The sequence below is a fragment of the Streptomyces milbemycinicus genome (genome assembly GCF_002154605.1).
Classification (GTDB): Bacteria; Actinomycetota; Actinomycetes; order Streptomycetales; family Streptomycetaceae; genus Streptomyces; species Streptomyces milbemycinicus.
Genome location: NZ_MUNE01001039.1, coordinates 206 through 977, shown reverse-complemented (window position 1 = coordinate 977; position 772 = coordinate 206). Strand labels below are relative to the sequence as shown.

Annotated in this window: 1 protein-coding gene; it reads left to right on the top strand. The window is 68.1% G+C overall.

The window, feature by feature from the left end:
• Window positions 1–772 (top strand): aminotransferase class III-fold pyridoxal phosphate-dependent enzyme (locus CCN51_RS50725; RefSeq protein WP_245881873.1); only part of this gene is annotated, 772 nt, incomplete at both ends.

The following is a 772-nucleotide window of genomic DNA, read 5'->3' as shown; positions in this document are numbered from 1 at the left end:
GTCATGCCGGTGTTCGCCGCGCGGGCGGGTGGCGGGGTGATCGAGGACGTGGACGGCAATTCTCTGATCGACTTCGGCTCGGGCATCGCCGTGACCTCCGTCGGCTCCAGCGCGGAAGCCGTCGTCCGCCGTGCCACCGCCCAGCTCGCCGACTTCACCCACACCTGCTTCATGGTCACCCCTTACGAGGGCTACGTACAGGTCTGCGAGGAGCTGGCCGCCCTCACCCCCGGCGACCACCCCAAGAAGTCCGCGCTCTTCAATTCCGGCGCCGAAGCCGTCGAGAACGCCGTCAAGATTGCCCGCGCCTACACCAAGCGCCAGGCCGTCGTCGTCTTCGACCACGGTTATCACGGCCGCACCAACCTCACGATGGCGCTGACCTCGAAGAACATGCCGTACAAGCACGGTTTCGGACCCTTCGCGCCCGAGGTCTACCGCGTCCCGGTCGCCTACCCCTACCGCTGGCTCACCGGCCCCGACCGCTGCGCCGACGAGGCTGCCGCCCAGGCCATCGACATGATCACCAAGCAGGTCGGTCCCGACAACGTCGCCGCCATCATCATCGAACCCATCCTCGGCGAAGGCGGCTTCATCGAGCCCGCCCCCGGCTTCCTCCCCAAGATCGCCGAGTTCGCCCGCGCCAACGGCATCGTCTTCGTCGCCGACGAGATCCAGTCCGGCTTCTGCCGCACCGGCAGGTGGTTCGCCAGCGAGCACGAGAACCTCGTCCCCGACCTCATCACCACCGCCAAGGGCATCGCCGGCGGCC